We start from the raw sequence: 7,289 nt of genomic DNA on the forward strand, positions 1-7,289 counted from the left end.
CTTACACGCGCTCGATAATGGTGGCCGCGCCCATGCCGGACGCGATGCACAGGGTCGCAAGGCCGACCTGCTTATCCTGCCGTTCAAGCTCATCCAGAAGCGTGCCGATGATGATCGCCCCGGTCGCGCCCAGAGGATGCCCCATTGCGATCGCGCCGCCATTCACATTGACCCTGGCCGGATCGACCTGAAATGCCTGCATGAATCGCAGCACGACGGCGGCGAATGCCTCATTCACCTCGAACAGATCGATATCGCCGATGGACATGCCGCTGTCGGCCAGGATCTTCTCGGTCACGGGAACCGGCCCGGTCAGCATGATCGTGGGATCCGTGCCGATCTTGGCGGTCGAGCGGATCCGGGCGCGGGGTTTCAACCCATGCGCCTCGCCGAATTCCTTGCTGCCCAGCAGGATCGCCGCCGCCCCGTCCACGATCCCCGAGGAATTCCCGGCATGATGGACATGATCGATATGGTCCAGATGCGGATATTTCAGCATCGCCACCTGATCGAAACCGGGCATGATCTCGCCCATTTCCTTGAAGCTGGCCTTCAGCTTGCCCAGATCCTCGGTGCTCGTGCCGGGGCGCATGTATTCGTCGCGCTCCAGAATGGTCAGCCCGTTCTGATCGATGACCGGAACGATGGATTTGGCAAAGCGGTCATCCTGCCACGCTTCGGCCGCCCGACGCTGCGATTCCACTGCAAGCGCATCGCATTCCTCGCGGCTGAAACCGTATTCGGTCGCGATGATATCGGCACTGATCCCCTGAGGCACGAAATAGGTCTTCATCGCAAGGCTCGGGTCAACGGCAATCGCGGCGCCGTCGCTTCCCATGGCCACACGGCCCATCATCTCGACGCCTCCGGCGATATAGCCCTGACCGGCTCCACCCCTGATCTGGTTGGCGGCAAGGTTAACCGCCTCCATCCCGCTGGCGCAGAAGCGGTTGATCGACAGGCCCGGAATGGATTCGTCCAGATCCGAGGCCAGCACGGCCGAGCGCGCCAGACATCCGCCCTGTTCCTTGACCTGAGTGACATTGCCCCAGATCACATCCTCGACCGCATGGCCTTCAAGCCCGTTACGCTCTTTCACGGCGTTCAGGAGCCGCGCCGACAGCGCCAGCGCGGTCACTTCATGCAGGCTGCCATCGGGGCGGCCCTTGCCGCGCGGCGTGCGCGCGGCGTCATAGATATATGCTTCGGTCATATTGCCTCCTTAGGCCCGGTCGGAAGGATTGCCGGGCATCAGATCATAGGGATGTTTCCAGCCGGGCAAGGCGGCAATGCCGTCCAGCCAGCGATCGATATTCGGCCAGTCGGCGCGGTCGAAGCCGAATGGTTCGGGATAGAACAGATATCCGCAACAGGCGAAATCAGCGATCGTGGGGCCGCTATCGGCTACCCAGTCCCGGCCCGCGAGATGATGCTCCAAGACCTTGTAAGTGGCCTTCAGCCGTCCCTGCATGAACGCAATCGCCTCTTTCGGGCGCTTTTCCTCCGGCAGGAAATTCATCAGGAAACGGGTGGCTCCGGCCTGCCCGGACAGTTTGTGATTGTCGAACATCAGCCAGCGAAGAACCTCGTTCCGGTCGTTGCCCTGAAATTTCCCTGTCCGCTCGGCGATATGCAGTTGGATCACCGCGGACTGGGTCAATGTCAGATCATCATCGCGGAAGACCGGCACTTCGCCCATTTCGTTGATCTTGCGGAATTCGGGTGTCCGCGCCTCGCCGTTGAAGAAATCGACATAGACGGGCGACCAGTCGTAACCGGCGAGTTCCATCGTCAGGGCCGCCTTGTAGGCATTGCCCGATTCGCCAAAACACCAGAGCTGTGCGGTCATATGTTCTCTCCTCGAAGCGGGGGGCTTTGCGCCCCCCGAACCCCCCGCAAGGTATTTGAACAAAGAAGAAGGGGGGCCGTTAAGGTTAAGACAACGTTTTCAGGTCAGAATGCGCGATGCGGTACAGGCTGAGGAGCCGATGACCGCCAAAGGAGAAGTCGTCCCGGCCTGTGGGCCGATAACGCCTGGCCCGCCGCGAGGCGGGAGAGGCCGGGACGCAGTCTTGTGCTTCTTCTTTGCACAAATACCTGTTTCGGCCTTTCCCATTCGGGCCACCGTTTCAGAATGATTCCGCATCGAGCGCCATGACCGTGTCGGCTCCGGACTGAATCCGCGCCAGATGCGTTGCCGTCATCGGCAGTTGCCGTTTCATATAGTGTCGCCCGGTGGTGAGCTTGGTTTTCAGATATTCTGCGTTGCCATCGCCCGCATCCAGTGCCGCTTGCGCGGCAACGGCCATTTTCGCCCACATGAGACCCAGTGTGACATGCCCGAAGAGATGCATGAAGTCGTAAGAGCCGGACAGCGCGTCGTTGGGGTTTTTCATGCCCTTTTCCATGAAGAACATGCCCGCCGCCTGCAAATCCTTGGAGGCAGCTTTCAGCGGTATGATGAAATCGGCGGCAAGGGCTTCGCTCTCGCCATGTTCCTTGCAGAAGGATTTCACCATCTCGAAAAATGCCATGACATGCTTGCCGCCGTCCTGCGCCAGTTTGCGGCCCACCAGGTCAAGCGCCTGCACACCATTCGCGCCTTCGTAGATCATGGTGATGCGGGCATCGCGGACGAACTGGCTCATGCCCTGTTCCTCGATATAGCCGTGGCCGCCATAGACCTGCTGCGCCAGAACCGCAGTTTCAAAGCCCTTGTCGGTCAGGAAGCCCTTGATGACCGGGGTCAGCAGCGAGACCAGCCCCTCGGCTGCGGCATCATCGTCAAGATGGCTGCGGTCGATCAGATGCGCCCCCCAGAGCGCCAGCATTCGTGCGCCTTCCAGAAAGGATTTCTGGTCCATCAGGCTTCGGCGGATATCGGGATGCACGATCAGCGGGTCGGCGGGGCCGTCCGGGTTCTGCACCCCGGTCACCGCGCGGCCCTGAAGCCGCTCGCGGGCGTATTCGACAGCGTTCTGATAAGCGGGCACGGCGACCGCGTAGCCCTGCAATCCGACGCCGACACGCGCTTCGTTCATCATCGTGAACATGGCCCGCATGCCCTTGTGCAAATCGCCCAGCAGCCAGCCCTTCGCGCCGTCATAATTCATCACGCAGGTCGAATTGCCGTGAATCCCCATCTTCTCTTCAAGATTGCCGACCGTGACACCGTTGCGTTCCCCCAGCGAGCCATCTTCATTCACCAGGAATTTCGGCACGATGAAGAGCGAGATGCCCTTTGTGCCCTCACCCCCGCCGGGCGCTTTGGCCAGTACCAGATGGATGACGTTTTCAGCCATGTCATGATCGCCGGCCGAGATGAAGATCTTCTGGCCGGTGATCAGGTAGCTGCCGTCATCCTGCGGCTCGGCTTTCGTGCGCAGCATGCCCAGATCGGTGCCGCAATGTGGCTCGGTCAGGTTCATGGTGCCGGTCCAGTCGCAGCTGACCATCTTCGGCAGATAGGTCTGCTTCTGCGCGTCGGTGCCGTGGGCGTGGATGGCCGAATAGGCGCCATGGGTCAGGCCCTGATACATGTTGAAGGCCATATTGGCGGATACGAACATCTCGCCTGTTGCCACGCCCAGCACATAGGGCATGCCCTGACCGCCATATTCCGGATCGCAGTCAAGCGCGGTCCAGCCGCCTTCCTTCATCGCCTCGAACGCCTTGCCGAAACCTTCGGGCGTGCGGACAACGCCATTTTCCAGCTTGCAGCCCTGCTGATCGCCGATGGCGTTCAGAGGGGCCAGAACCTCGGACGCCAGTTTGCCGGCCGCGTCCAGCACCGCCCCGGTGAAATCGCGGTCGAGCTCGTCATGGCCGGGCAGGCCGGTTTGCGACAGTCCCAGCACGTCGTGAAGGGCGAATTGGAGATCGCGGATCGGGGGAGTGTAAATCGGCATGGCTTATCCTGAACGCTTGCTGTGAATGGCGTCGGACAGACGGGTTTCGGCATCGTTGATCTGTTCTGCCAGATCGGCGATCGCCTCGCGAAGTTCCGCATATTGGCGTTCCATATCCGCAAGACGTTCCCGCGCGATCGTGATCGTGGCGGCGATCTGCGTCTCGTTCCTGCTGCCCGGCTCGTAGAGTTCAAGCAGCTGGCGGATCTGTTCGAGGCTGAAACCGAACCGTTTGCCGCGAAGGATCAGCGTCAGCCGCGCCCTATCCCTGCGGTCATATAGCCGGTGCTGGCCGCGACGCTGGGGAAAGATCAGTTCCCGCGCCTCATAGAAGCGCAGGGTGCGTGGGGTGACGCCGAAGGCATCGCACATCTGCCGGATGGTCATCAGCTCGTCGGACATGGATCGCGGTTCCTCCTCATTCACCGTCTGTCGTCCTTGGACAGAACTCTAGCCGAAAGTTGACGTTCACGTAATCGAAACGCTGCGTCACAGTCCTGGATCCGTTTTGGCCCGCTCCGGCCGGTTCCGTGGCGGAGGGTCAATCGGCTCCTTTCAGTTCATTGGCGGCCGTATTGCGCAAATCCTGCAAATCGGCGCGGACCGCCTGCAATTCCGCGATCTGATCTGCCAGAACGCCCAATTGCCGGTCGGCAAGTTCCAGCCATACCTGCAACTGCTCACGGCTGCCCTTCTGTTCATATATAAGCAACCATTGCCGAATCTCTTCCAGTGAAAAACCGAATCTCCGTCCCCGCAGGATCAGGGTCAGGCGGGCGGTTTCGCGGGGCCCGTAGAAGCGGGCGCGGCCCTCTTTCCGGGGTTGAAGCAGCTCGATATACTCGTAATAACGCAATGTTCGCGGGGTAACGTCGAACTTTGCACACATTTCCTTGAAACTGATCTCCTGCTCGCTTGTCATTCACTCGCTCCCGGCATCTGCTTGCCTATGAGGCTATCCTGACGCAATTTGCATCTCAACCGAAAGGCGCAACCGATGCGCCATTGGCCCTGACCGGAGATTCGTCCGGGGATATTCCGGGCTGCCAGACAAGGAGGTCCGGTCGATGGACGACACGGAAACTGCCAAAACGGGGGGTGCCGACCATACCCGGATCGCGCAGCAATTCATCGAGGCGATTCCCCATGCGCGGGCATTGCAGATGCGAATCGATGAGATCGGCGGCGGCCGTGCGGTGATCTCGATGCCATGGGCCGAGCATCTGGTGGGCGACCCGCGCAGCGGGGTGGTTCATGGCGGCGTGATCTCGGCCCTGATGGATACCTGTTGCGGGGCGGCGGTGATGGCGGATGACAGCAAGCCCAGCTCGACCGCGACGATCGATCTGCGGATCGATTATATGCGGACGGCAAGGCCGGGTCACAGGATCACCGCGCGGGCCGAGGTGTTTCACATGACCAGACGGGTCGCCTTCATGCGGGCGGTTGCGCTGGATGACGATGACATCGGCAATCCCGTGGCGACCGCGACCGGCGCCTTCACGGCAGAGCGGTAGGGCAGGGCGATGGATCGCAACGAACCCTTGGACCAGATCAAGTCCCGCCGCGATTCGGCACTGAAGGCGCTTGTTTCGGGCGTGCCCTATATGAACTGGCTGGGCATCCGTTTCGACCGGCGCGGCGATGAACTGACCGCAGTTCTGCCATTCGACCGGAAGCTGATCGGCAATCCGCATCTGCCTGCCTTGCATGGCGGCGTGACGGCGGCCTTTCTGGAAATGACCGCCATCGTCGAACTGGCATGGGCGGCGATGTGGGAGGATCTGGAATCGGGCCGGATCGCGCCCGACGCGGCGATGCCCGACAGTCTGCCGCGCCTTCCCAAGACCATCGATTTCACCGTTGACTACCTTCGCTCGGGATTGCCGCGCGATGCCTATGCCCGTGCCAATGTGGTGCGATCGGGGCGGCGCTACGCTTCGGTCCATGTCGAGGCGTGGCAGGATAACCGGTCGCGGCTGTTCGCGCAGGCGACCGGGCATTTCCTGATGCCCCAGGGGTAATATCGGGAACGCCATGCCAAGGGGATGTACAGCAGGGCCATGAAGATCACGCATCGGCGGGTTCTGAACATCGCCATTCCCATCGTCCTGTCCAATGTGACCGTCCCGCTTCTGGGATTGGTCGACACCGGCGTCGTCGGGCAGCTTGGGCGGGCCGAACCTATCGGTGCGGTCGGGATCGGCGCGGTGATCCTGACCTCGATCTATTGGATCTTCGGGTTCTTGCGGATGGGGACTTCGGGCCTTATCGCGCAAAGCCACGGCGCAGGAGACGGGGCCGAGGTGGGCGCGCATCTGCTGCGCGCGCTGACCATCTCCGCCGTGGCGGGAATGCTGCTGATCCTGCTGCAACTGCCGATCTTCTGGGCGGCGTTCCAAATCGCACCCGCATCAGCAGAGGTCGAGACGCTTGCCCGCGACTACTTGGCCATTCGGATCTGGGGGGCGCCGGCAACGATCGGGTTATACGCCATAACCGGCTGGTTGATCGCCATCGAGCGGACGCGGGCGGTTCTGGCATTGCAGCTGTTACAGAACGGGCTGAACGTCACGCTTGATATCTGGTTCGTGCTGGAATTGGGCATGGGCGTTCCCGGCGTGGCACTGGCAACCCTGATCGCCGAATGGAGCGGGCTTCTGCTGGGTCTGTGGCTGGCCCGTCATGCGCTGCGCGCGGCGGTCATCGCTGCCCGGAACCTTGCGGTTCTGTTCGCCAGGGACAGAATTGACCGCCTGTTGAGGGTGAATGCCGATATCATGGTCCGCTCGATGCTGCTGCAGGCCAGCTTCACCAGTTTTCTGTTTCTTGGCGCTGCGCAGGGGGATGTCACTCTGGCCGCCAATCAGGTGCTGATTCAGTTCCTTTCGATCACCGCTTTCGCGCTGGACGGTTTCGCCTTCGCGGCCGAGAGTCTGGTGGGACAGGCGGTTGGGGCCTATCGGGCCGCGGATGTGCGCCGGGCATCAATCGTCACCGCGCAATGGAGTGTCGGGAGCGCGGTCTTGCTTGGGCTGATCTTCTGGCTTGGCGGGGGCGTGATCATCGACATGCTGACAACTTCGCCCGAGGTCCGGGAAGAGGCGCGTTTCTATCTGGTCTGGTTGGGGATCGCTCCGGTCATCAGCGTTGCCAGCTATATGTATGACGGAATCTTCATCGGCGCCACCCTGACCCGCGAGATGCGAAAGGCGATGATGCAGGCGGTTGCCCTTTATGCGGTCGCATTGCTGCTGTTGCCGCCGGTGATGGGTAATCACGGACTGTGGGCGGCCCTGATGATCCTGAATGCGGCGCGCGGTGTGGCCATGGCGCGGCTATATGGCAGGGCGGAAATGGCGGCGGTGCGGGCTTTGTGAC

8 protein-coding genes are annotated in these 7,289 nt (G+C 61.5%); 3 read left to right on the forward strand and 5 right to left on the reverse strand.

The features are described 5' to 3' along the window. Position 1: 1 nt before the first annotated feature. The 5 genes from D3P04_RS02510 to D3P04_RS02530 all read right to left on the reverse strand — a co-directional run bounded on the left by D3P04_RS02510 (position 2) and on the right by D3P04_RS02530 (position 4,830). Positions 2-1,213, reverse strand: a complete 1,212-nt coding sequence (locus D3P04_RS02510) for an acetyl-CoA C-acetyltransferase (RefSeq protein ID WP_119745527.1) — start codon at positions 1,211-1,213, stop codon at positions 2-4. 9 nt (positions 1,214-1,222) lie between these two features. Then, a complete protein-coding gene (locus D3P04_RS02515; protein ID WP_119745529.1) occupies positions 1,223-1,849 on the reverse strand; it encodes a glutathione S-transferase family protein in 627 nt (208 codons plus the stop codon). A 280-nt stretch (positions 1,850-2,129) separates the two neighbouring features. Further along, positions 2,130-3,908, reverse strand: coding sequence for an acyl-CoA dehydrogenase C-terminal domain-containing protein (locus D3P04_RS02520; protein WP_119745531.1), 1,779 nt, complete (start codon positions 3,906-3,908; stop codon positions 2,130-2,132). Between the two features lie 3 nt (positions 3,909-3,911). Continuing rightward, positions 3,912-4,310, reverse strand: coding sequence for a MerR family transcriptional regulator (locus D3P04_RS02525; RefSeq protein ID WP_119745533.1), 399 nt, complete (start codon positions 4,308-4,310; stop codon positions 3,912-3,914). A 139-nt stretch (positions 4,311-4,449) separates the two neighbouring features. Beyond that, a complete protein-coding gene (locus tag D3P04_RS02530; protein WP_119745535.1) occupies positions 4,450-4,830 on the reverse strand; it encodes a MerR family transcriptional regulator in 381 nt (126 codons plus the stop codon). Between the two features lie 145 nt (positions 4,831-4,975). Here D3P04_RS02530 and D3P04_RS02535 point away from each other — a divergent pair, with 145 nt between their 5' ends. From D3P04_RS02535 to D3P04_RS02545, 3 genes are read left to right on the forward strand one after another with little or no spacing between them, the layout of a single operon-like run. Next, positions 4,976-5,425, forward strand: coding sequence for a PaaI family thioesterase (locus tag D3P04_RS02535; RefSeq protein WP_119745536.1), 450 nt, complete (start codon positions 4,976-4,978; stop codon positions 5,423-5,425). Positions 5,426-5,434: 9 nt separating this feature from the next. Further along, a complete protein-coding gene (locus D3P04_RS02540; RefSeq protein ID WP_119745538.1) occupies positions 5,435-5,932 on the forward strand; it encodes a PaaI family thioesterase in 498 nt (165 codons plus the stop codon). Positions 5,933-5,971: 39 nt separating this feature from the next. Further along, positions 5,972-7,288 carry an MATE family efflux transporter gene (locus D3P04_RS02545; protein WP_232844863.1) on the forward strand — a complete coding sequence of 439 codons (1,317 nt, stop codon included), beginning with the start codon at positions 5,972-5,974 and terminating at the stop codon, positions 7,286-7,288. Position 7,289: the final 1 nt, after the last annotated feature.

The sequence above is a fragment of the Paracoccus onubensis genome (assembly GCF_003591515.1).
Classification (GTDB): domain Bacteria; phylum Pseudomonadota; class Alphaproteobacteria; order Rhodobacterales; family Rhodobacteraceae; genus Paracoccus; species Paracoccus onubensis.